Annotated in this window: 24 protein-coding genes; 13 read left to right on the plus strand and 11 right to left on the minus strand. The window is 40.8% G+C overall.

What is annotated here, in order from left to right:
* The 6 genes from V7K35_RS17190 to V7K35_RS17215 all read right to left on the minus strand — a co-directional run.
* Window positions 1-449: AAA family ATPase (locus V7K35_RS17190; protein WP_335080432.1), on the minus strand; the 449-nt coding region annotated here is incomplete at its 3' end.
* 93 nt (window positions 450-542) lie between these two features.
* Window positions 543-794: an SDR family NAD(P)-dependent oxidoreductase gene (locus V7K35_RS17195; protein ID WP_335080433.1), complete on the minus strand. Its 252-nt coding sequence runs from the start codon at window positions 792-794 to the stop codon at window positions 543-545.
* A gap of 141 nt (window positions 795-935) precedes the next feature.
* A complete protein-coding gene (locus V7K35_RS17200; protein WP_335080434.1) occupies window positions 936-1,808 on the minus strand; it encodes a bile acid:sodium symporter family protein in 873 nt (290 codons plus the stop codon).
* Window positions 1,809-2,236: 428 nt separating this feature from the next.
* Complete coding sequence (locus tag V7K35_RS17205) at window positions 2,237-4,639, minus strand: arylsulfatase (RefSeq protein ID WP_335080435.1); 2,403 nt, start codon at window positions 4,637-4,639, stop codon at window positions 2,237-2,239.
* A 172-nt stretch (window positions 4,640-4,811) separates the two neighbouring features.
* Window positions 4,812-5,873 carry a formylglycine-generating enzyme family protein gene (locus V7K35_RS17210; protein WP_335080436.1) on the minus strand — a complete coding sequence of 354 codons (1,062 nt, stop codon included), beginning with the start codon at window positions 5,871-5,873 and terminating at the stop codon, window positions 4,812-4,814.
* A gap of 556 nt (window positions 5,874-6,429) precedes the next feature.
* On the minus strand, window positions 6,430-7,176 hold the full coding sequence (locus V7K35_RS17215) for a maleate cis-trans isomerase family protein (RefSeq protein WP_335080437.1): 747 nt from the start codon (window positions 7,174-7,176) through the stop codon (window positions 6,430-6,432).
* Between the two features lie 274 nt (window positions 7,177-7,450).
* On the opposite strand from V7K35_RS17215, the gene V7K35_RS17220 reads away from it, so the two are divergent.
* From V7K35_RS17220 to V7K35_RS17230, 3 genes are all read left to right on the plus strand, one after another.
* On the plus strand, window positions 7,451-8,122 hold the full coding sequence (locus V7K35_RS17220) for a glutathione S-transferase family protein (protein ID WP_335080438.1): 672 nt from the start codon (window positions 7,451-7,453) through the stop codon (window positions 8,120-8,122).
* 72 nt (window positions 8,123-8,194) lie between these two features.
* Window positions 8,195-9,061 carry a CmcJ/NvfI family oxidoreductase gene (locus V7K35_RS17225; protein ID WP_335080439.1) on the plus strand — a complete coding sequence of 289 codons (867 nt, stop codon included), beginning with the start codon at window positions 8,195-8,197 and terminating at the stop codon, window positions 9,059-9,061.
* Between the two features lie 130 nt (window positions 9,062-9,191).
* Window positions 9,192-9,773, plus strand: a complete 582-nt coding sequence (locus tag V7K35_RS17230) for a beta-class carbonic anhydrase (protein WP_335080440.1) — start codon at window positions 9,192-9,194, stop codon at window positions 9,771-9,773.
* On the opposite strand, the gene V7K35_RS17235 is transcribed toward V7K35_RS17230, so the two are convergent.
* The 5 genes from V7K35_RS17235 to V7K35_RS17255 form a co-directional block, all read right to left on the minus strand.
* A complete protein-coding gene (locus tag V7K35_RS17235; RefSeq protein ID WP_335080441.1) occupies window positions 9,751-10,794 on the minus strand; it encodes an Mrp/NBP35 family ATP-binding protein in 1,044 nt (347 codons plus the stop codon). The genes V7K35_RS17230 and V7K35_RS17235 overlap by 23 nt on opposite strands.
* A gap of 14 nt (window positions 10,795-10,808) precedes the next feature.
* Complete coding sequence (locus V7K35_RS17240; protein ID WP_335080442.1) at window positions 10,809-11,768, minus strand: HEAT repeat domain-containing protein; 960 nt, start codon at window positions 11,766-11,768, stop codon at window positions 10,809-10,811.
* Window positions 11,769-11,787: 19 nt separating this feature from the next.
* Complete coding sequence (locus V7K35_RS17245; protein ID WP_012408944.1) at window positions 11,788-12,015, minus strand: 4Fe-4S dicluster domain-containing protein; 228 nt, start codon at window positions 12,013-12,015, stop codon at window positions 11,788-11,790.
* Window positions 12,016-12,203: 188 nt separating this feature from the next.
* Window positions 12,204-12,569, minus strand: coding sequence for a GNAT family N-acetyltransferase (locus V7K35_RS17250; RefSeq protein WP_335080443.1), 366 nt, complete (start codon window positions 12,567-12,569; stop codon window positions 12,204-12,206).
* Window positions 12,570-12,749: 180 nt separating this feature from the next.
* Window positions 12,750-13,034, minus strand: a complete 285-nt coding sequence (locus tag V7K35_RS17255) for a hypothetical protein (RefSeq protein ID WP_335080444.1) — start codon at window positions 13,032-13,034, stop codon at window positions 12,750-12,752.
* 8 nt (window positions 13,035-13,042) lie between these two features.
* Between V7K35_RS17255 and V7K35_RS17260 the strand changes: the two genes are divergently transcribed.
* The 10 genes from V7K35_RS17260 to V7K35_RS17305 all read left to right on the plus strand — a co-directional run bounded on the left by V7K35_RS17260 (window position 13,043) and on the right by V7K35_RS17305 (window position 21,485).
* The gene (locus tag V7K35_RS17260; protein ID WP_335080445.1) at window positions 13,043-13,252 is read left to right on the plus strand and encodes a hypothetical protein; all 210 of its coding nucleotides are present in this window, start codon (window positions 13,043-13,045) and stop codon (window positions 13,250-13,252) included.
* 245 nt (window positions 13,253-13,497) lie between these two features.
* A complete protein-coding gene (locus tag V7K35_RS17265) occupies window positions 13,498-13,905 on the plus strand; it encodes a hypothetical protein (protein ID WP_335080446.1) in 408 nt (135 codons plus the stop codon).
* Window positions 13,906-13,982: 77 nt separating this feature from the next.
* Window positions 13,983-14,798: a hypothetical protein gene (locus V7K35_RS17270; RefSeq protein WP_335080447.1), complete on the plus strand. Its 816-nt coding sequence runs from the start codon at window positions 13,983-13,985 to the stop codon at window positions 14,796-14,798.
* A 693-nt stretch (window positions 14,799-15,491) separates the two neighbouring features.
* Complete coding sequence (locus V7K35_RS17275) at window positions 15,492-16,577, plus strand: aliphatic sulfonate ABC transporter substrate-binding protein (RefSeq protein WP_335080448.1); 1,086 nt, start codon at window positions 15,492-15,494, stop codon at window positions 16,575-16,577.
* 26 nt (window positions 16,578-16,603) lie between these two features.
* Window positions 16,604-17,485, plus strand: a complete 882-nt coding sequence (locus V7K35_RS17280; RefSeq protein ID WP_335080449.1) for a MetQ/NlpA family ABC transporter substrate-binding protein — start codon at window positions 16,604-16,606, stop codon at window positions 17,483-17,485.
* 35 nt (window positions 17,486-17,520) lie between these two features.
* On the plus strand, window positions 17,521-18,498 hold the full coding sequence (locus V7K35_RS17285; RefSeq protein ID WP_335080450.1) for a methionine ABC transporter ATP-binding protein: 978 nt from the start codon (window positions 17,521-17,523) through the stop codon (window positions 18,496-18,498).
* 135 nt (window positions 18,499-18,633) lie between these two features.
* Window positions 18,634-19,467, plus strand: a complete 834-nt coding sequence (locus V7K35_RS17290; protein ID WP_335080451.1) for a MetQ/NlpA family ABC transporter substrate-binding protein — start codon at window positions 18,634-18,636, stop codon at window positions 19,465-19,467.
* An 18-nt stretch (window positions 19,468-19,485) separates the two neighbouring features.
* Window positions 19,486-20,823, plus strand: coding sequence for an LLM class flavin-dependent oxidoreductase (locus V7K35_RS17295; RefSeq protein ID WP_335080452.1), 1,338 nt, complete (start codon window positions 19,486-19,488; stop codon window positions 20,821-20,823).
* Window positions 20,824-20,904: 81 nt separating this feature from the next.
* Complete coding sequence (locus tag V7K35_RS17300) at window positions 20,905-21,264, plus strand: hypothetical protein (protein WP_335080453.1); 360 nt, start codon at window positions 20,905-20,907, stop codon at window positions 21,262-21,264.
* Window positions 21,265-21,332: 68 nt separating this feature from the next.
* Window positions 21,333-21,485 (plus strand): hypothetical protein, encoded by a 153-nt coding sequence (locus V7K35_RS17305; RefSeq protein WP_335080454.1) that lies wholly within the window; start codon window positions 21,333-21,335, stop codon window positions 21,483-21,485.
* Window positions 21,486-21,490 lie beyond the last annotated feature (5 nt).

Here is a 21,490-nt window from a genome sequence, read left to right on the forward strand (position 1 = left end):
AAGCACCAAAACATTGAGGAGCCGTGTGAGATGAAAGTCTCACGCACGGTTTTGAAGACCAACGGGGTTGGCGACAACCTCGTTGAGTTTAATATAGTAATAATTATTTTATTTAAAAAGGATAGACTGTTTATTGTTGGAGGCGACTCTATAAATCGAAGTTCAATTTCAAGAGGGCGATTATTAGTATTACAAAATACTTCTTGAGAATCTAACACTTCTCTAGGAAATGAGAAACTTAGCTGCTGGTTGGAAATTATATTACTCCAAGCACTAATATCAGACAAGGTTAGAAAAAGATTACGAAACTCATAGAAAAATTTAAGAAGAGAAGACTTGCCTGAATTATTAGTCCCTAGAAATGCAACAAAGCCTTTAGACAAGGTTATCCTAGCTGGATTGGAGTCTTGGAAACATCGATAATTCTTGATCGTTATTTCAACTTGCATAAAAACAATAGTGGATTTATTTTAAATAGCGACAAAAGTCAGTGTTTTGGCAACATCGGCTGGGTCAAGTTGCACAAATGAACCCCGAACGCGCTAGCTAGGATTATACACAACCAATGTTGGTACTCCTAGTTTTTGTTTGACATCTGTAAATAGTTGTTCAACTTCATCTAGTTGAGAAGCATCGGCAGTAAAACTGACGGCTCCAATTTCATCAGATAATGCTTTGAGCTTATCAATTTGTCGCGCTACTAAAGCAATAGTAAAGCCTTCTTTTGCTAATAAACGGGCTAGTGAGGCACTGAGTCCACTACCAGCCCCAACAATCAATGCAATATTTGCCATACCCTCAAGTTCTCCCTTGTGATTTGAACCATCTGCTACCTCACGTATAGTTTTTTATCTGATCTAATTATGTATCTAATACATAATACGGTAAAACTATTGACTTAGCATATTTGCCAAGCACAGTTCTTAGGGAGGATTTCAACTCTCTACCTGCTCTATCTCTACACCCGTTCCTTGGTCTAGTTCTATGAACTTTGGCCCGGCGATCAAAACTACAATCATCATTAAAATACTTGTTACCATGATGATGCTGACTACGCTGGGATCTTCAAAATTACTTGTAGCTACTAATAATGCTGCGGCAAAATTACGTTGAGCTGTTCCTACTCCTAGCACTCGTTGAGTATCGATACCAGGGCCGCCTAAAAGATAACCCACGGTAAAGGAGAAGACTATAAAAATAGCACAAACCAAGATTGCACCTGTTTGTAATAAGCCAATGATATCGTTAGTGTGAACTATCAGCCTGACAACCAGACCTAAAAGCAATCCAGCATTAGATAATTTGAACAAAATCGGCTGGATAATGGGGGCGATCGCACTCAATTTTGCTTTGATGAATAACCCAATGATCAATGGGCTGACCATCATTAACAATAAGGGTTTGGCAATCTCCCAGGAGTTAATTTGTACACCTTCCACCACTAGGGGCAATACAATTGGCATATAAAAAATTGTGCCCAGCATTAGCAACATCATTAATCCCACCGAGAAAGCTATATTGCCTTTGACTATGTGGGCAAGTTTAGGTAGTGCTGGAGGCCCTGATGCCACTGCCATGATCAATAAACCATCTCTGAGTGGCTCGCTTAAATGTACTACTTGTAGTAACAAATATACGAAAAGCGGTACTAGCACAAAATTTGTCAGCAGCGATAATATGACTAAGCGGAGGTTGCGGAGTGGTTCCCAAATCTGTTGTATGGTGAGACTTAACCCTGCACCCAGCATGGTGAACACAATAAATGTGAAAAGTGCGAGTTTGTCGATTATTGGCAAGATTTCGTTCATGATTTTTTCTCACGTAAAGAGCAGAGGAGCGTAGGGGCGAGCATTTGTATCAACTGTAAGCTCAAATGTTTACCCAGTATACGTTTTAGCGCCCCAAACCCCTACCCTTAGCAACTCCGGTGTACACACAAGTCTGAAATAGCTGATTAACCAGGGTTTTACCCCACCCTAACCCTCCCCTTGTCAAGGGGAGGGAACAAGATTTTTTATTTCCCCCCTTTAGAAGGGGGGATTAAGGGGGGTAATTTGACTTGTGTATACACGGTAGCGCCTTACCAAGGGGTGGGGTGACACGGATCGCGATCGGAAGTGAGAAAACTGAATATCAGGTCTTTACAAGGGTTTCGCGTTAAGTTGACACCAATGAGAGGCGAACAAAAAAGCAAAGGAGCAGAGGAGAATAACCAATGCCCAGTCCCCACTCCCTATTACTTCAATTCCAGGGTGACTTGCTGTAAGTTGCCGGTGAATGCAAAGGGTGTTTGGTAAGTATCTACCGCAGGTGTGCCAGTATCTTGACCAACATCAAAGGTTTCATCTAAACCAAATCGGTAGCCTATGGTTTTATCAATGCGGCCTTCCGCAACCTGCTGATCGTTAATCAAGAGCTTACCAGTACCGCCTGCTCCCGGAGCGCCACCATCATAAGTAAAGTCAAATTTGATTTGGGATTTACCGATCGCAATTGGTTGAGAAGATTGAATGATTGTGCGTAGGCGTAGCCCGTCGTAGACATCGCTATTTAAGAAGTTGTAAGCAAAGGTGGGTTTACCTTCTTTCAAGAAGAAACTCCAACCCGCAAAACGTCCGCCTTGGGTGACTAAAACGCCTTCAGTACCAGATGAAGCAGCATCCACATCGGCAGTGATGCTAAAGGAGCGATTCTTAATATTGGGAGCGCTACCTTCGGGAATCCCTGCAACAGATGTGTAATAAGTAAAGTTGTTGCGTCCTGTGATCAGGTTGGAACGGATTTTGACATCAAACCGTTGAAGTAAGCGATCGTCCAAGGGCAGAACTTTGTACTTCTTTGCTTCCTTCAGAAATAGATTTTGTAGTTCCACTAACTTGTCAGGGTTCTGCTTGGCTAAATCGTTGGCTTCACTGAAGTCTTTGGTAATATCGTATAGTTCCCAATTATCTTCATCGAAGGTGGTTTTGGAAACACGCTCCCAAGGTAAGCGTCCATGACGAGCGGCTGCTACCCAACCTTGATCGTAAATGCCACGATTGCCAAGCATCTCAAAATACTGGGTTTTGTGATGGGATGGTACAGCAGGATCATCAAAGCTATAGACAAGGCTAGTACCTTCGATGGGTTGTTGTTTTACACCGTTGACAACCTCTGGTTCTTCAATCCCCACAGCTTCCAGAATTGTAGGCGCAATATCAATTACATGATGGAATTGGCTCCGCAGTCCGCCACGATTTTTGATGCGTTCGCCCCAAGCCACAACTAAACCATTGCGGGTTCCGCCGAAGTGAGAAGCAATTTGTTTTGTCCATTGGAAGGGGCTATCCACTGCCCAAGCCCAAGCTGCATGAAAATGATTGAAGGCTTTTGGCCCACCTAAATCATCTAAAGCCGCGAGAACTTCTTGAGGACTTTCTGCTACGCCATTAAAGACTTTTAATTCATTAACACTACCTGTTAAGCCGCCTTCAGCACTCGCACCATTATCGCCGGCGATGAAAAAGACTAAGGTGTTATCTAATTCACCAAGTTGATCAATCGCGTCAATGACTCTACCAATTTGTGCATCGGTATGGCTGAGGAAACCTGCAAATACTTCCGCCTGACGCGCATAAACTTTCTGCTCGGTGGGAGTGAGGGAATCCCAAGCCGGGAGTTCGGCTGGGCGAGGAGTCAGTTTAGTATCGGCGGGAATTATACCCGAAGCTAGCTGACTAGCAAAGATGTCTTCGCGTAATTTATCCCAACCTTGAGCAAATTTACCCTTGTACTTGTCAATCCATTCTTTGGGCGCGTGGTGTGGGGCATGGGTTGCGCCAGTGGCAAAGTAGGTAAAGAAGGGTTTATCAGGAGCGATCGCTTGTTGGGTACGAATCCACTTAATTGCATGGTCTGCTAGATCGGGGGTAAGGTGATAATCAGGGCGATTTGGTTTTTGAATATGTTGGGTATTCTCTACCAATGCCGGACTCCATTGATTGGTATCACCGCCCAGAAATCCATAAAAGTACTCAAAACCTAAACCTGTCGGCCAGCGATCAAATGGGCCTGCCGCACTGGTTTCATTGTCTGGGGTATTGTGCCATTTGCCAAAGGCCGCCGTGTTATATCCATAGTTTCGCAATACTTCGGCGATCGTTGCCGCACTTCTAGGTAAAATTGCAGTATAACCTGGGTAGCCTGTGGCTAACTCCTCAACCACACCTGTACTTACAGAATGATGGTTGCGTCCCGTGAGCAATGCGGCTCTGGTAGGAGAGCAGAGTGCTGTAGTGTGGAATTGGTTATAACGCAATCCCCTTTCTGCTAGACGGTCTAAATTAGGCGTATCGATCAGACCGCCAAAGGTGCTGGTTTGTCCAAAACCGACATCATCAAGCAACACCAGCAAGACGTTTGGTGCATTTTCTGGAGCCTTAATTGGTTTGGGGAAGTCTGGTTGTGATTCTTTGTAAGTCAGGCCAATTTTGCCTTTAAAAGATTGTTGGGGTAATGGTAATTTCTCACCATAGTCCGCCCAAGCAGGTAGAGGTAAGAGGCTAGAAAATATTAGCGTCAGGGCTGTCAAAAAGGCGATTCTCCTTCGGAGACGCTGCGCGAACGCGCCAGAAGTTAACTTGAGAGATACATAAGACATCTCAGGAATTGATTTAGAAACCTTAAATTCAGGCGTAGACCTAACCCCCCTACCCCCCTTCCCTTCAAGGGAAGGGGAAATTAAAGCCTCTCTCCGCTTCGGGGAGAGGTTTGGAGAGGGGTCATGGATTAATTTTCGGAGATGTCTATACAAAGAATCTCTCTTGTGAGGATCAGTCAGTTGTGCCATTATTGTTGCTCATCAAAGATAGTGTGCTGGAAGGCAAATTTTTAACTAGCCGAAACCCGATATGAGTAGTTCCCGTATCCGGTGATTCTGACTCCCGCGCCGCCGGACGATAGCGGCTACAGTAATTGGGAGCGCAGAGATATGATCCCCCCTTGATCACGTGTAACTTTGATTCATCTGGCTTTTTGGGATCAAAACTTTGATTTAAGGCAATAGGATTAACTTGATGGGATTTGCGATCGCGTCCGACTTGAAAGAAATCAGTAGTCCATTCCCAAACATTGCCGCTCATGTCATAGAGTCCATAACCATTGGGTGCAAAAGAACCGATGGGAGCAATTCCCAAGTGACCATCGGCTTTGGTATTGAAAAAGGGAAAAATTCCTTGCCAAGTGTTGGCTCTATGTTCAGAATATTGATTGCCCCAAGCGTATGTTGCACCATCCAAGGCACCACGGGCGGCATATTCCCATTGAGCTTCGGTGGGTAAGGATTTTCCTGACCATTTGGTGTAGGCTAGGGCATCTTCGTAAGCTATGTGAACAACTGGATAGTTGGATTTGCTAGCAATCGCACTGTCTGGGCCAAAGGGATGTTGCCAATTCGCACCAGTAGTCCAATGCCACCAACTCAGAAAGGAAATTTCCTTGACACCTGGTTTTGGCATCTCAAACACTACCGAACCCGGTAATCGCTGCTCATCGGGTAAATCGGGAAACTGTTCTTGAGATAAGGGACGCTCTGCAACTGTCACATATCCTGTAGCTTTGACAAATTCACCAAATTGTGCATTTGTTACCTCATATTTATCAATACAGAAATTAGTCAGCGTTACATCTCCAGGCGATCGCTCCTCCGCAAAACTGGAATTATCAGACCCCATTTTGAACGTTCCTCCTGAAATCATCGCCATACCTTGGGGACAGGGATTGACTGTGCCTGCAAATGCGGTTGGATTGATGAATAAGAGTGCGATCGCTATTCCCTGAATGAATATTAATGTTAGAAAGCAATATTTATTTTTTTCTATCTCTACTATTCTCATTTTTGCTATTTATAATTGAATGCCTGAAATATTCAGAAAATTTTCAATCTTTGATAGTATGCAGAAACTGTTAACTCTAAACTCAAGCTAATTTACAATAAATATCTTTATTTCTGTTAAGTGACTTCCAAAAAATAAATTACCAAAATAAACATAGACGCTTTGCGAATGCGTCTTGTCATAGGCTACTACAGAGGCACAGATAAATGAGAAGGAGAGAGTTTTTGAGCTATTTTTTTATTTAGAATTTTTCAAAATACTAAAAACCGATTAATTTACCGATGTTTTATCTAATATTGATAAATTACATCTTGTGAAAACATAAGTCAAGCACTATATATATTTAGCTACGAAAAAGCTTAATACCACCTCAGTGAGATATTGGTATAGCCACAAAACCAGTTTTGACAACCTTCTTAAACCCAGTTTTTTCGTAAAACTGGAGTACTTCCTTGGTTTGCCTTCCACTTAGGAGCATTACTTTGTAACAATTATGACCAGCAGTCTTCCAAACCGTTAAAACTTGAAATAAAAGGAATACATTTAAAGTTGCAAATTAACTGGAAATAGCAAACAGTTTTCCTCTCGAACGAAGTGCAGATTCAATAGAAGCACGCCTTGCTAAACTCCATATTGTGGCTTGGTTTGCTGTGACTACAGGAATATTTAAATCTGCCTCTAATTCCTCAATCACCTCAAATGTTCTCCATGCCGTACAGGGCAACACAATAGCATCTGCACCTTTGTGAGATACTTCTTTGATGAAAGCTGCGGCTTCATGGGGTAACTGATGCCAAAGGTAATTATTTTTCGCTACCTCTTTTGGGCGTTCATCACCTTTAAACCCCACTATTTCAAAAGACGCTTCACTCAAAAACGTTTTTAGCGTTTGGTTATTCCATTTTGGATAAGGGGTGACTACAGAAATTTTCCTAATTTTTAGGTATGTTAACGCTTCTAATAGAGCTAAAGCAGGCACAATAACGGGTACTCCTACCATCTGTGTCAAACGTTGCTCTAATTTTTCAGCAAAAACTCGCCCTCGGTAAAATGTTGCTGTTGTGAAGCCGTATGCTCCAAAATCTACCCTGGCTCTAGCTAATTTTTCTACTTCCTTAACAGCTTCTTCGTTGATGTCATCCATTGATTCATAGCTCTCATACGCGTGGAAGCGTTGGGCAATCACGCGATGGCTATGAATACTGACTTGACTGGAAAAAGCACAGTGAAAGTCAGGCTCAAACGTCGTGTTACCTGCGGGTACTAGACGGATCTGCCTACTAGAGTCAAATTTTGAGTACATAAGAATACCTCTTTTGACAAGCCTGATTATGTCTAGATATTTATTTAGTTACACTAATAATTAGGTATGCATATTTTCATAAAGGCTGTATAATATAAAAACTACGATAAATCGACCGATAAGCTGTAGTATATCATCTAACTGACGTAGAAACCTGCTAGTCAATTATTTAACTGCACTAATTAACACATCTTGCTTCTGTCTTATTGCTTTAGTTGGAGTTGTGCAATCTCAAATAGTCTGCATGTCACGATAATTACAAGGAAAAGATTTCATGAGCAACATACAACTGTACTTTGCCAAACCCTCTACCTTCTCTCAACGCACCCGTGTAGTCTTACTGGAAAAAGGTATTGAGTTCACCCCGATAGAAATTGACTTACAGAATAAACCAGACGGGTATACGCAGATTTCCCACTATGGCAAAGTCCCAGCTATCAAACATGGGAATGTTGAAATTTACGAGTCCGCTATTATCAATGAATATCTAGATGAGGTTTTTCCCGAACCAGCTTTATTACCCCGCGATCTGGCAGCTAAAGCGATCGCTCGCATCTGGATAGACTACGCCAATACTCGCCTTGTCCCAGCTTTTAACAAATTTCTGCGCGGTAAAGATAGCACCGAACAAGAGCAAGGAAGAAAAGAGTTCACAGAAGCACTTCTATATATTGAACAAGAAGGATTAGGCAAAGGTGATTACTTATTAGGAGATCAGTTTAGCCTAGTTGATATCAGCTTCTATCCCTGGTTTGAACGTTTACCACTCTTAGAACACTTCCGCAAATTCACATTACCAGCAGAAACACCTCGTTTGCAGACATGGTGGAATCTGGTAGGCGATCGCTCCTCAATCCAAGCAGTAGCAAACTCTGTGGATTTCTATTTGGAAAGATTCGCCAAAGTTCTCGGTGAACCGATTCCCGTTGGTACAGCACAAAAATAGGATACAGAGGCGCAATGATGGGAGTAATAACTGTTAAGTATTGACCAAAAATTAACCAAAATGGAATGACCTATGAGCTTAAATAACCAAGTTTTAGACAGACCGATTTTCCAAGAACTGCCATCCGTAGAGGCTAACCTCAGTTACCTGATTCCAATGGCAGAAAAACCTGTTAACTATACTTATGAACCGCCAGCCGGGATTCCCCGCACAAATGCAACTTATCATACGCACAAACTGCCAATTTACAATGCTCGTTCTATCTCAGAGAACATCTCATTAGATAGAGAAGGATTCGCCTTTACTGGACATAATACTAATGTCCGCAACTTTTACGATGAAGACGAAGTACGCCGCGTCTACTATCTAGAAGCCGAGCAATTATTAAAAGAGGTGACAGGTGGAACTAAGGTAGTGATATTTGATCACACCCTGCGTAACGCCGGTCAGTCAAAGCCAGGTGAGAATAATATTAAAGAACCCGCCAAGCGTGTACACAACGACTTCACCGCTAAATCGGGCTACACTCGCGCCCATTTGGAATTAGCAGCGCAGGGGATAGATGATATTGATGCGCTACTAAAACAACGATTTGCTATCATTAATGTTTGGCGAGCGATCGCACAACCAATCCAAGAGTCACCCTTAGCAGTGTGTGACGCGCAAAGTATCGCATCAACAGACCTTGTAATTGGTGATTTAGTGTACCGCGATCGCATCGGTGAGACATACAGAGTCACGTATAACCCCCAACATAAATGGTTCTACTTCCCACAAATGCACAGAGACGAAGCACTGTTTATCAAATGTTTCGACTCCGCAGAAGACGGACACGCACGTTTTGCAGCCCATACAGCTTTTGAAGATCCTACCAGCCCAGTCAACGCTCCCCCACGAGAAAGCATCGAACTACGAACATTCGTCTTTTACCCCGCATAAATAGCAAAAACTTGTCTCAAACTCCTACTCTCTGCGCCCCTACGACAGGTGTGGTCTATTTACTTTTGGTTTGCTAATCTAGCAGTAAGCGTTAGCTATGCCGTCAGGCTTATCGTCCACTAAACTCAAAATGAGCCAAATTGTAGAAGAAGTTCTAGCAGCTAATCTTAGTTACACTGATAAATTCGGTGAGAAAGGTAATCTCACTATACCCCCATCTCGTCGGTTTGCAATTCTCACGTGTATGGATGCTCGACTTTATCCAGCTAAATTTGCTGGACTAGCTGAAGGAGATGCTCATGTAATTCGCAATGCAGGAGGACGTGCTAGCGATGATGCGATTCGTTCTTTAGTAATTTCTTACAAATTACTTGGTACACGTGAATGGTTTGTAATTCATCACACTAATTGCGGGATGGAAACCTTCACTAATGAAATCATCAGTAATTTCCTTTCTAGTAGCCTCAAAACAGCCAAGCTAGATGAAATAGGTTGGTCAGATATTGGATCTGGGTCGGGATCAAGCGAAGGCAAGTTTATCAATTGGTTGACTATTGATGACCAAGCTAAAAGCGTCTATACAGATGTACAACGGATTCGTTTGCATCCATTAGTTCCGAATGAAATTCCTATCTATGGCTATATCTACGATGTCAAAACAGGGCAATTAATTGAAGTTCCTGAAGCTACTAAACTTGGTCAAGCTGCGTAGTTTTATCGTATAACGTAAAAGTAGTATTTAATGAAGTAGCTATTTGTGTAAAAACCTCCTTTGCTGGTGAAGCGTATTTACTGAGCGCAATCGGATTTCCAGTATCACTACCGCTACAAATGCGGGAATCAATGGGAATTTGTCCTAGCAGAGGCGCTTGTAATTCTGCGGCTAGTTGTTCGCCGCCACCACTACCAAAAATCGGTGTGCGTGAACCACAATCACCACAAATTAAATAACTCATATTTTCAATGATGCCAAAGACAGGAACACCCACTTGGCGAAACATATATATATTACGTCGTACATCTGCAACAGCCACTTGTTGAGGAGTTGTCACTAAAATGACTCCACAAATTGGGCTTTCTTGGATAATTGTAATTTGAGCATCACCTGTACCGGGAGGTAAATCTATCAATAAATAATCTAATTCACCCCATTCCACATCTTGCAAAAATTGCGTGATAATTTTATGCAATACAGGCCCTCGCCATGCCAAAGGACGATTTGCTTCTGCAAGTAAACCCACTGACATTAGTTTTATTCCTTGAGCTTCTAGAGGTAAAAACTTATCACCTGTGGGAGTATTTATCACTTGAATATCAGCTTGTCCTAAACCCAACATCTGAGGGACATTGGGGCCATAAATATCAGCATCTAATAGTCCTACTTTTGCACCTTGTAATTTTAAAGCTGCGGTTAGATTAACGGCTGTTGTGGATTTGCCCACACCACCTTTACCACTAGAAACTGCAAGAGTTATTTTAACACCGGGAATTGTACAAATTTGAATATAACTTTTTTTACACCAAGATATAGATGATAATTTAGATTCAATCTCTGGGTTTAAATGATGCTGATGAGAACCAATATATAAACGTAAGTAAATATAGTCATCAACTATGCGTAAGTTTCGTACCATTCCCAAACTAATGATGTCATTTTTTAAGGTAGGTTCGATAACTTGTTTGAGGATTTGGACTACTTGTTGCTGATAGAAATTATCCTTTGATTGCATCATTATTGTCAATTCACTTAACCCAATACAACTTTTTTATCTGTTTGAATCTTCTGAATTGCCCGTTGTGCTTGGATAGACACTTCTTTATCAGGGTCATCTAAGGCTTGTTGTAGGGGGTTAATAACGTCGGGATGAGCTAAATTTCCAAGTGCGATCGCAGCTTCTTTTCTAACATCTGCATATTCATCTGTTAATGCTTGAATTAATCTCGGCATAACTTGAATATCTGGAATTTTTTGCAAAGCTTGTGCTGCTGATTTCCGCACTTGCCAATGTTCATCATTTAAAGCTATTTCTAATGCTGAAATTGCTTGATTATTTGCATGAATAGCCAGAGATTTTGCTGCATTCCTGCGAACTTGCCAGTCACTATCATTTGTAAGTGCTTGACAAAGTATTGTAATCACTTCTGCATCTTGTAAATGTTCCAAAGTTAAAGCAGCAGCACGACGTACACTTGCTTCTTGATCAAAGATTAAATTTAAAGCTTGCGGACATTTTTCTAGTTGATTGATATATCGTAGTGTCGTAATGGCTGCTTCTCTTAACTCAGGATTTTTTGATTTTAAAAATGGTAAAATTTCAGGTAAAGATTGAATATCATGTATCTTCCGCAAAAGCACCAAAATATTTAATTGAATATTTACATCATTATTTTGGAGTTTATCTAGTAAAAGTAACAATTCGTCTTGTGTGACTAACTCGCTTAATGCTGATGCGGCTTCAGTGCGAATATCTGTATCTGCTGAACCGAGGCATTCAATTAAGGCAGGGATGGCAACAGGATTAGCAATTTCCCAAAGGGCAGATATTGCTATTTTCTGAACAGCGATATTTTCATCTTTCAAAGCGATAATTAAAGCGTCTATTGTTTCGTCATCGCCTAAATGTTGTAAGGTTTTGACAGCTACTAAGCGGTCATTTACGTCAGGCGATCGCAACATTTCTAGCCAATGTTTGAGGTCATGATTCATTAATTTTTACCACAGATAGTTAACGTAGCAAAAAGGGAATTTGCACAGTAATTGCATTGGTTGGACATTCTTTTTCACAAGGTAGACAGAACCAACACTCATCATATTTCATGTAAGCTTTGCCTGTTTCTGGATTTTTCGCCAATACATCCAAGGGACAAACTTCAATACAGGCTGTGCATTTTTCTAAACATTTAGATTCATCAACGATTACAGGAACATCTATTCTTTGATTGATTAAAGCCATAAAATAACTCCATAATTTTGTACTGAAACTGCTAAACGGTAAAATAAATGGGATGAGCTTACATGAATTATCTCACCATTGTATGTTGTTTAGATGCATACGATGTAATTCATTCAAATATTTAAATCACAGACGATGATTAAGCAGACGGTGAGTGGCAAATGTATTAATTAACTGCATATTTTTCACTAAAACAGTTTTTTATTGAAAGTTAATGATTGCTTGATATTGGTATAGCCAATTTTCTCATAAAACAAGTGAACTTCTTTACGTTTAATATTAGAACGTAACAGAACACTATCACATCCAGCCAGAGAAGCCCACTGTTGAATTCGCTGCATCAAAAAACGTCTAATTCCACTGTGACGAGAATCTTTATCTACAACTAATCCCAAAATAATCACTGGAGTTTGAATAACTATTGACTCACAAATATAAGCCTGCGCCCAACCAATTATATATTCATCTTCTAAAATTGTAACATACACAATATGAGTATCGTTATTTTTAATTACGGATATCAGGAACGCGAATTTTTGAGTATTATTGACCAATTGAATTATATAAACATATTAAAAAATGCCTCAAAATCATTTAAAACAAACTATTTAAATCTAAAGATCCTGCACAATCTTCAATGCTCCTAGAATACCTTGGCGTTCACGTATCTCAAAATTCAACAGTGTATTATCGAGATCAAAAATTATTGCTTTATAGAGCATTTTAATGGACATTCATTTAACAGCAACATTGTAGACTTCTTTGACTGCATCTACTTTCACAATGTAAGGAGCTACAGGACGCTTAAACAATACCATTTCCCCTAACTCATCTTTCTTTAAGTTGACATGACAAAACCACTCATCATCATTCTTTTCGGGGTAATCTAAACGGTAATGATAAAGTCCCCAACGAGTTTCTTGACGATATAATGATGCTCTGGCTGCCATTTCTGCACAGTCTCGAATAAAATGCACTTCTATGCAACGCATTAATTCATGGGGGTCACGAGCGCCCATTATATCTAATGTTTGTTGATATTGAACAAAATGTTTCAAACCAATATCAATTTTGTTACCTGTTTTTGGTGGTTGCAGATAATCATTCTGTGTTCATTGCTTCTAGCATAAGTGGGCCTGCGGGAAATTCTGCCCATGTCACCGAAGCACCAGCAGTTGTTATTTGCGCTAAATTACCTCGGTTTTTGAGAGCACTTACTAGCGATCGCGTGCGTTAATAACTAGCATCAATCGGTTCATTTGGTGTATTGAGAGGGCCAAAATTACCTCCAACAGGTGCCCAAATACCGTAGCGTGGTTCTGACATTCTTACCTCCAAATGTAAATAGGGAGCGGGGAGATATATTTTGTTTTTTCTCTTCACCTATACAAATATTATAGCATAATACTGTAAAACGATAAATTTACAGTAGTATTTTAAGTGCAAAAATAAAATTTTAGTGCCATTCGGTTCTAGAAAACTATGTCTGAACCACGCTATGGGATTTGGATTCCCGTTTACGGCAACTGCGGTGTGATGAACCATCCTCTTGAACCTCGTGATGCTAGTTACTCACTAGCCAAGAATTTAATCCAATTGGGCCAAAGGCGCGGATTTACCACAACTTTAATCGCGCAACATATCATCAATTCCAGCAACCAAGAACTCAACCAGCTAGAAACTTGGACAGCAGCAGGATTGGTTGGTAGCTATGAAACTGTAGCCCATCGGATTGCTGAATTTAGCAAAGTAGGAATTGATACTTTCATGGTGCAATTCCAGCCTTTTGCCGCAGAAATGGAGCGTTTTGCTGCGGAAATTATACCAAGAGTGCGATCGTTAACGGTAGTGAAGCAATGTCTGCGACGGGCTACGCCTACACTAACTTGAAAATAGGGGCTAAAGGTTAAGAATTTTAGATTTTAGATTTTGGATTAAATTGTTCTCCACTAACCAAAGGAAACTTTATGACAGCAATACTTACTCGTCCAGCTTGGACTACTGATTTAGAACTGGAAATTTTTGACAAACTACTTGATAAGTACGCTCCTCACATTCCGAAGAAGCGATTGCAAGAACCTAGATCGCCGGAAACTGATGAGGAAAGAGAGAATTTCTACCGCTTTCGTGTGGCTGGTGCAGCTCATGACCTGTTTATTGTGCAAGTCTGCGCTAAGATAATTGACTCCTTTGCTGACCCAGAATTACAGCTATTTTTGAGTAGACAAATAGGTGATGATGGCGCACACGCTCAAAATACTCGTCTAAGAGCGCAGGCTATATCAGGACATGACCCAATTGAGGATATCCAAAAGCAGGTGCAGAAGCATTGGGATTATATGGATGATTTACCTATTCGTAATTGGCAAGGCTTTTTAGCATTTGAATTGCATTACGAACTTCATATTGTGGCTTTGTTATTCATTAATAGCCGTACCAGCAAAATCAACGACCCAGACTCAGCCAAGTTTGCGGCAGAAAGAATCCTGCCAGATGAAGCAGTTCACCGCCTGGGAGTTGTGGATTGGTGGCAACGTAAATTTGATCAAGCTTCACCCGCAGAGAAAGAGGATTTAATCGCACAAGTCATAAAAGCAGATGAAGAAGGTCAACGCCGACGCAATCCTTACCTTCGGGATCATTGGCAGTTGAGTCAAAAAGCTATTGGTATTGAAATTGATGATTTGCCAGTACTTTATGATGCTTGGCGGCAAGAGGTTCTTTCTTACTTCTTGGATATTCCTATATCTAGACTACCCAAACTTGTAAGTGTGAATGATTAATGTTGAAGGAGACAGAAGATAAAAACTCTTTAATATCTGATTTTGAATTCTACATTTTGTAATTCTCTTACTTACAAAATGCTAGATTTCATATAATTTTAAGTATTGCTAATATGTTTATAAATATATTAGCAATACTTATGCTTATCAAACAGAATTCAGGAGTCAGGAGTCAGAATTCAGCAATGTTTTCTGTACGATAAGAGCGGATGAATAAACGGGTTTAAAACCCCCACTAAATCTCTGATTTAGTGGTCTTTAATCACTGGGGGTCTGAATCCCCCACTGAAATATTGCTGACCCCTGAATTCTGACTTCTGAATTCTTCTTCAAAAAATTAATTTATTAATATTTCATTTAGACTAGCTAGCTATTATACTAATTATTTTTTTTATAGCTATACAAAAACTTTAAATTTAGTCGCCAAGAACACTACAATTTTAAAATTTAACTTCTATCATATTTTATCTAATAAAACTAATTTTTCAAGACTTATACCAAATACCTCTCAAACTCTTGTTTCTCTGTGGTAGCCTGCGGCTTGCCGCTTTGCGTCTACGATTTTCCTTTATCTGTGTGTAACTCCTATTTATGTAAGGAAGTTAAATATTTCATTTGAGCTATAAGTTTGTTTTTTTAGATATAACCTCGATTTTAAATTCGGACAAAAATGCTAAAAAGCAAAGCAAAAATATGTTCACTCGATTGATAAATCAGTTTTTAGCCGCTATCAAGAAAAGAAGCTTATTTCAACATCACGATATTAAAACTTTTATCCTATTCTTTGTAATTGGTATAGGTTTCAATTTAGCGATCGCTTCTTGTACTCCTAGTAATTCAGCTAATGCACCTGCACAACAACCCCAAGTACCCAAGCTAACAGTGCTGAAAATGGGACACCAAAAAGGCATGGCGCTGTTGAATATTATTAAGGCGCAAGGGAGTTTGGAAAAGCGCTTACAACCTCAAGGTATTTCTGTTACCTGGAATGAATTTTCCTCTACAGCACCTCTACTGGATGGGATGGGTGTAGGTGCGATCGTTTTTGGTGGCGGTGGTGGTACAGGAAGCGTCTTTGCTCAAGCAGGAGATAAACCATTTGTCAGAGTTGCAGCCGGTACAGGTAGCACTAGAGGTTCAGCTATTTTAGTCCAAGAAAATTCACCGATTAAGACTCTTTCTGATTTAAAAGATAAGAAAGTTGCTTTTGCAAAAGGTTCTGGTCAGCACTACATTATTGTGCGCGCTTTAGAGAAAGTAGGTTTGAAATATAGTGATATTAAACCTCTCTATTTGACACCAGCCGAAGCTTTACCAGCGTTTGAGCGTGGTGATATTGATGCATGGTTAATTTGGGACCCTTATACTGCTGAAGCTGAACGTAAACTGCGTACTCGTCTGTTAGCAGATAATAGCACTGTATTTGGGGACAAAGCTGCACTAGAAAGCCCAAGCTTTTATTATGCTGCTCCAGATTTTCTGCGCGATCATCCAAACATTGTCAAGACAATTTTACAAGAGCTAGAAAAGGCTGGTAATTGGTCTAGAGATAACTATCATGATTCAGCCAAACTCCTTTCTAAGCTGTACAAAATTGACCTAAAAACAATGGAAACTGTAGAAGAACGCGGTGGTCAACGTCAGGTGTTACCTGTAACAGATGAAGTTTTGAGTGGGTTACAACGCATGGCAGATACATTTTACGAACTCAAAATTATTCCTAAAAAAATTGAGGTCAAGGATAAAAACTACAACTGGGTTCCTGAGCAAAAGTGGTAAATCAAAACAATTCGTAATTAGAAGAAATGAAATTATCTATCAACATTAACCGTCGATTCTTTTTAATAGCCTTTACATCATTTGCGGCTTCTACAGTATTTTCTAGCTGTAGTTCACCTCAAAATAATTCTGCTGCAAATCCATCAGCAGCCCCAATTGCAAATACATCTATAACTGGAGCCAAAGACAAAATCAAAGTTGGTGTCACACCAGTTCCAGCCGGAGAGATTTTAGAGTTTGTCAAAAAGAATTTGGCATCTGACGCTGGGCTAGATATCGAAATAGTTACTTTCAATGACTTTGTGCAGAATAACACTGCTTTGAAAGATGGGGTAATAGATGCTAACTATTTTCAACACATCCCTTTTATGGAAGACTATGGTAAAAAACATAATTTTGAAATGTATGCCTTTACTCCCCAAATTCATTTGAATCCAGTGGGCATTTTTTCCAAAAGATATAAGTCTCTCAAGGATGTACCGAATAAAGCCCTCGTAACCATTCCTGATGATGTTAGCAATGCCCATCGCGCTTTAAAAGTGTTAGAAGAATCAGGGGTTATCAAACTCAAGCCAAATGTCCGTCCGGCGAGTCCTAAAGATATTATTGAAAATACCAAAAACATCCAAATCAAAGAGATACCAGGAGCGCAGGCAATCCCAAGTCTTCCTGATGTGGATTTAGCAGGAGTTACAGGTAATTGGATTGTGCAAGCCGGATTGAAAACCGATAAAGATGCTTTAGCATTGGAGTCAGCTAACGATCCGATTTATGCTGTTACTGTCACAACATTAAAAGGCAAAGAAACTGACCCCAGAATTCAGAAACTATATAAATTATTGCGGGACGAGAAAGTTAAGCAATTTATTAAAGATAAATATCAAGGAGCAGTGATTCCCATTCCTTAGAAAATTGTAATGATTTATTGTGGGGTAATTATAAGATGATTACATTTACTGATGTCCATAAAGTTTATAATCAAGGAGTACAAAAAATTGTAGCTTTAGATGGTGTAAGTGTTCACGTAAAACCAGGAGAAATCTTTGGTGTTTTAGGTGAAAGTGGTGCAGGCAAAAGTACTTTAATTCGCTCTGTTAATCAACTAGAAAAACCCACATTTGGTTCAGTTATAGTTGATGGTCAGGAGATGACAAAACTTTCTGGAGATAAGTTACGCCGCGCCCGTCAACACATTGGCATGATTTTTCAACACTTCAATTTACTTAATTGCCGAACTGTCGCGGAAAATATTGCTTTTCCTTTGGAAGTAATGGGTTACAGCAGATTGAAACGTCGGGCGAAAGTGGAAGAATTGATTTCACTTGTGGGGTTGAAAGGCAAGGCAGATGCTTATCCGGCACAACTTTCTGGCGGTCAAAAGCAACGGGTAGGTATTGCTAGAGCTTTGGCTGGAGAACCAAAAGTTTTACTTTCCGATGAAGCGACATCAGCACTTGATCCGCAAACTACAAGGTCAATTTTAGATTTATTACGCGACCTGAACAAGCGTATGGGTTTAACAATCTTACTGATTACCCATGAAATGGCTGTAGTCAAGCAAATCTGCGATAGTGTCGCTGTACTCAATGCCGGCAAAATTGTAGAAAAGGGATATGTTAGCGATTTAATCGCCAAGCCAGAATCATTTCTTGCCCAAGAATTTTTTCCCCATCGCAATGGTTATAAACCAAAGCCTGGTACAGTTATTGCTACGATCGCCTTTGCCGGAGAACAAGCTAGTCAACCGATTTTCGCCATTCTAGCCCGTAATTTTGATGTGGATGTCAATATCCTCAGTGGAAGTGTGGAAACAGTAGGCGATCGCCGAGTTGGTCAGTTTCACGTTGAATTAGAAGGTCAAAAGGTAACTCAAGCTTTGAAATACTTATACGAAGCAGAATTTGAAGTACAGGTGCATTGAATTGGGGTGGTAATTTGGGATTGGGAGGAAAATCAAATACAAAATTTCCTTTTTGACCTGGATTAAAAATTACGAATTATTATTATGTTTTATCCAAAGTTTTATCACCGCTATTTTATACTAACAATAGGGTTAGTGCTCGCATCTATTCTTTTCGCCAGTTGTACACCAAAACAAAATTCATCTCCGAGTCAATTAGTCAGCCAATCAACTAAGACAGCACTACTAAAAGTTGGATCTCGAAATAGCACGACTGAAGATGTTTTGAAGTTCATTAAAAAAGAAATAGCCTCCAGTCAAGGCTTAGATTTTCAAATCGTGACTATCGCTGATTCAATAAAAATTAACGATGCCCTTAAAAGTGGAGAAATTGATGCTAACTTTTTTCAGCATGAACCATTCATGAAACAAGCTACCAAAAGACTCAACGCGGATTTTGTCATGTTGAATCGCAGTTATACTACCATAACCGGACTCTATTCAAAACGATTAAAGATAAAATCACTCAATGAAATTCCGATAGGGGCGACAATTGCTATTTCTAATGATGACAGCAATCAAGACCGCGCCTTGAAATTCCTGAAACACATCGACTTAATCAATTTAAAAGACAAGTCAGCGGAGTATTACAGTGTCAAAGATGTGATTAAGCATCCCAAAAATCTCAAAATTAAGGAATTAGACAATTACGCCATTGTTAGAGCGTTGGACGATTTAGATTTAGCTGTAACATCTGCATCCTTCCTTGTGCAAGCAAAGGTATCTCTAAACCCCATAGTGTTAGACGAGATTGGCATAGCTAACAAAAATTATGCAGTGGGTTTAGCAACTGTACAATCAAAAGTAAATGATCCCAACATCCAAAAACTAAATCAATTGGTTGTCGATCCCAAATTGAAGGACTATATCAATAACTACTTCAAGGGGACGATGCCTTCGGCGGGCTACGCCTACGCACCTGTATTTTAAACTTGATACGGAGGACTGATGAGCAGATTGAAGCAATTAAAACTAGGTGCTTTTATGCGCCCGGTAAGCATACATACAGGCGCTTGGCGCTATCCTGGGGCTTTGCCTGACGCTAATTTCAACTTCCCAGCGCTGAAACGATTCATCCAGAAACTAGAGCAAGGCAAGTTTGACGCATTCTTCATGGCTGACCACTTAGCGGTGCTGAATATGCCAATCAATGCACTGAAGCGCAGCCATACTGTCACATCCTTTGAACCTTTCACCCTACTTTCTGCCCTTGCCAGCGTCACCGAACACATTGGGCTGGTAGCCACCGCTTCCACGACCTATGACCAGCCTTACCATATCGCTCGCCGCTTCGCGTCTCTCGACCATATTAGTGGCGGTCGCGCTGGCTGGAACATTGTCACCACAGCCAATCCAGACGCAGCGCTCAACTTCGGCTTAGAAGAGGAGGTAGAGCATGATGAACGCTATCGGCGGGCTAGAGAATTTTATGATGTTGTCACGGGTCTTTGGGATTCCTTTGCTGACGATGCGTTTATTCGGGACGTGGAAGCAGGGATTTATTTCGATCCTGCAAAGCTTCACGTTCTGGATCATAAGGGAAAATATCTCTCGGTGCGAGGGCCATTGAACATCGCTAGACCTGTCCAAGGCTGGCCGGTAATCGTTCAGGCGGGTGCATCCGAAGCCGGACGGCAATTAGCTGCCGAAACCGCCGAGGCTGTGTTTGCACCTGCTGGTAATCTGGAGGCTGGCAAAGCTTTATTTGCTGACATTAAGGGACGGGTGCGGGCGATCGGACGTGACCCAGACAGTATAAAAATCCTTCCAGGTGCTTTAGTCATCGTGGGGGAAACCGTCGCCGAGGCACAGGCCAAGCGTGTTTATTTGGACAGCCTAGTACATTATGACAGTGGGATCGCCACCCTAAATGGTGCGCTTGGCTACGACGTTTCCGGCCTTGATCCGGACGGGCCCTTGCCAGAAATCCCACCGACTAACGCTGGTCACTCTTCACGAGAAAGAATAATAGCCTTAGCGCAACATGAGAACTTGACTATTCGACAACTGGCGCAACGCATTGGCAGTTACGGCGGACTGGCCTTCGTCGGCACACCGCAAACCATTGCTGATGAAATGGAGCAATGGCTGACTGAGGAAGGTTCTGACGGTTTCAACATCATGTTCCCTTTTCTTCCTGAAGGGCTGAATGATTTTGTTGACAAAGTTGTGCCAGAACTCCAACAGCGTGGAATTTTCCGCAAAGAGTATGAGGGTTTTACCCTGCGCGAAAATCTCGGATTGGCGCGCCCTGCTAATCGCTTCTTTGAGACCAGTCTGGTGTAAATAGCGATCGCCAGTATCACAACTCAAATTTAGTAGTAATTAAAGTGTGTATTTTACACCCCAGAAAATTGGCAATACATCATGGTAGCAATATTTAAAAAAGGCAACTTTCTAAGGTTTTTAGTAGCCGGAGTATTTACCCTGTCTACAAGCTTAGTTAGTTGTAGCTCACAAACTACAGACAAAAGCGCTGTTGCCTCTAGTAATATCAAGACCAAAGTATTACGAATGGGCTATCAGTCAGATGGAGATATAGTCAAGGTTAAAGGAGTTCTAGAGAAGCGTTTAACTCCACTTGGTATTTCTGTAGAGTGGTCGAAATTTGCTGCCGGGCCGATCGCGCTATTTGGGAATGAACACGTACATAGTGATGCTAGTAATGGCTTCTTTGAGGAGGTACAGGAGCTATATCAAAGTTTAGCTCCTCAACTGGTTCATTAAAACAGATTGACAACTTGGGAAAAATTTGGGAGTATCAAACTACGGTAATTCGGTAGGTTTTTAGTATTTTGCAAAACTTAGATACATCTAAAACCCTTACAGAGGAATGGTTTTTGTTAAGTCCAGTCGATGGCTTGAATATGTTACCAGATGTAATCGCCTCAAGGCTGGAAACATTCTTCAACTTTGTAGTGCTATCACCTCACCACTCACCAACATAGATTTT

The organism is Nostoc sp. (assembly GCF_036917275.1).
Taxonomy (GTDB): domain Bacteria; phylum Cyanobacteriota; class Cyanobacteriia; order Cyanobacteriales; family Nostocaceae; genus Nostoc.

Coding starts and splice junctions, on each gene's coding strand:
- V7K35_RS17195 (WP_335080433.1), bottom strand. CDS start 794: ATGGCAAATATTGCATTGATTGTTGGGGCTGGTAGTGGACTCAGTGCC.
- V7K35_RS17200 (WP_335080434.1), bottom strand. CDS start 1,808: ATGAACGAAATCTTGCCAATAATCGACAAACTCGCACTTTTCACATTT.
- V7K35_RS17205 (WP_335080435.1), bottom strand. CDS start 4,639: ATGTCTTATGTATCTCTCAAGTTAACTTCTGGCGCGTTCGCGCAGCGT.
- V7K35_RS17210 (WP_335080436.1), bottom strand. CDS start 5,873: ATGAGAATAGTAGAGATAGAAAAAAATAAATATTGCTTTCTAACATTA.
- V7K35_RS17215 (WP_335080437.1), bottom strand. CDS start 7,176: ATGTACTCAAAATTTGACTCTAGTAGGCAGATCCGTCTAGTACCCGCA.
- V7K35_RS17220 (WP_335080438.1), top strand. CDS start 7,451: ATGAGCAACATACAACTGTACTTTGCCAAACCCTCTACCTTCTCTCAA.
- V7K35_RS17225 (WP_335080439.1), top strand. CDS start 8,195: ATGAGCTTAAATAACCAAGTTTTAGACAGACCGATTTTCCAAGAACTG.
- V7K35_RS17230 (WP_335080440.1), top strand. CDS start 9,192: ATGAGCCAAATTGTAGAAGAAGTTCTAGCAGCTAATCTTAGTTACACT.
- V7K35_RS17235 (WP_335080441.1), bottom strand. CDS start 10,794: ATGATGCAATCAAAGGATAATTTCTATCAGCAACAAGTAGTCCAAATC.
- V7K35_RS17240 (WP_335080442.1), bottom strand. CDS start 11,768: ATGAATCATGACCTCAAACATTGGCTAGAAATGTTGCGATCGCCTGAC.
- V7K35_RS17245 (WP_012408944.1), bottom strand. CDS start 12,015: ATGGCTTTAATCAATCAAAGAATAGATGTTCCTGTAATCGTTGATGAA.
- V7K35_RS17255 (WP_335080444.1), bottom strand. CDS start 13,034: ATGGGCGCTCGTGACCCCCATGAATTAATGCGTTGCATAGAAGTGCAT.
- V7K35_RS17260 (WP_335080445.1), top strand. CDS start 13,043: ATGTTTGTTGATATTGAACAAAATGTTTCAAACCAATATCAATTTTGT.
- V7K35_RS17265 (WP_335080446.1), top strand. CDS start 13,498: ATGTCTGAACCACGCTATGGGATTTGGATTCCCGTTTACGGCAACTGC.
- V7K35_RS17270 (WP_335080447.1), top strand. CDS start 13,983: ATGACAGCAATACTTACTCGTCCAGCTTGGACTACTGATTTAGAACTG.
- V7K35_RS17275 (WP_335080448.1), top strand. CDS start 15,492: ATGTTCACTCGATTGATAAATCAGTTTTTAGCCGCTATCAAGAAAAGA.
- V7K35_RS17280 (WP_335080449.1), top strand. CDS start 16,604: ATGAAATTATCTATCAACATTAACCGTCGATTCTTTTTAATAGCCTTT.
- V7K35_RS17285 (WP_335080450.1), top strand. CDS start 17,521: ATGATTACATTTACTGATGTCCATAAAGTTTATAATCAAGGAGTACAA.
- V7K35_RS17295 (WP_335080452.1), top strand. CDS start 19,486: ATGAGCAGATTGAAGCAATTAAAACTAGGTGCTTTTATGCGCCCGGTA.
- V7K35_RS17300 (WP_335080453.1), top strand. CDS start 20,905: ATGGTAGCAATATTTAAAAAAGGCAACTTTCTAAGGTTTTTAGTAGCC.